Raw genomic sequence first — 355 nt, 5'->3', positions numbered from 1 at the left:
CCGTCGCGATCTCCGAGGCCAGCGACCTGGGCGTGCAGTTCTACGCGAAGGGTGCGCACGGCAAGCCGCTCAAGCCCGAGATCGCCATCAACCTCGCCGCCGTCAACAAGCGCCTGGTGGCGCTGGCCGGACAGCAGTCCGAGGACATGCGCGCCACGCTGCTCGAGGCCGGCGTGCGCATCCTCTCCGGCCACGGCCGCCTGGAGGGCCCGAACGCGATCGTCGTGGCCACCGGGCCTGGAGGCACGGACTTCGACCGCATCGAGGCCGATACCATCGTCGTCTCGGTGGGCGCATCGCCGCGCGAGCTCGATTCCGCGAAGCCCGACGGGGAGCGCATCCTCACCTGGACCCA

General features: G+C 71.0%; 1 protein-coding gene. It reads left to right on the top strand.

The annotated features are described in order from the left end of the window. Nucleotides 1-355 (top strand): NAD(P)/FAD-dependent oxidoreductase (locus KI686_RS17465; RefSeq protein WP_237590318.1); only part of this gene is annotated, 355 nt, incomplete at both ends.

The organism is Polaribacter sargassicola (assembly GCF_021991835.1).
GTDB lineage: Bacteria > Bacteroidota > Bacteroidia > Flavobacteriales > Flavobacteriaceae > Polaribacter > Polaribacter sargassicola.
Note: the sequence above shows the minus strand (reverse complement) of the source record. Positions and strands in the feature narration are given on the sequence as shown.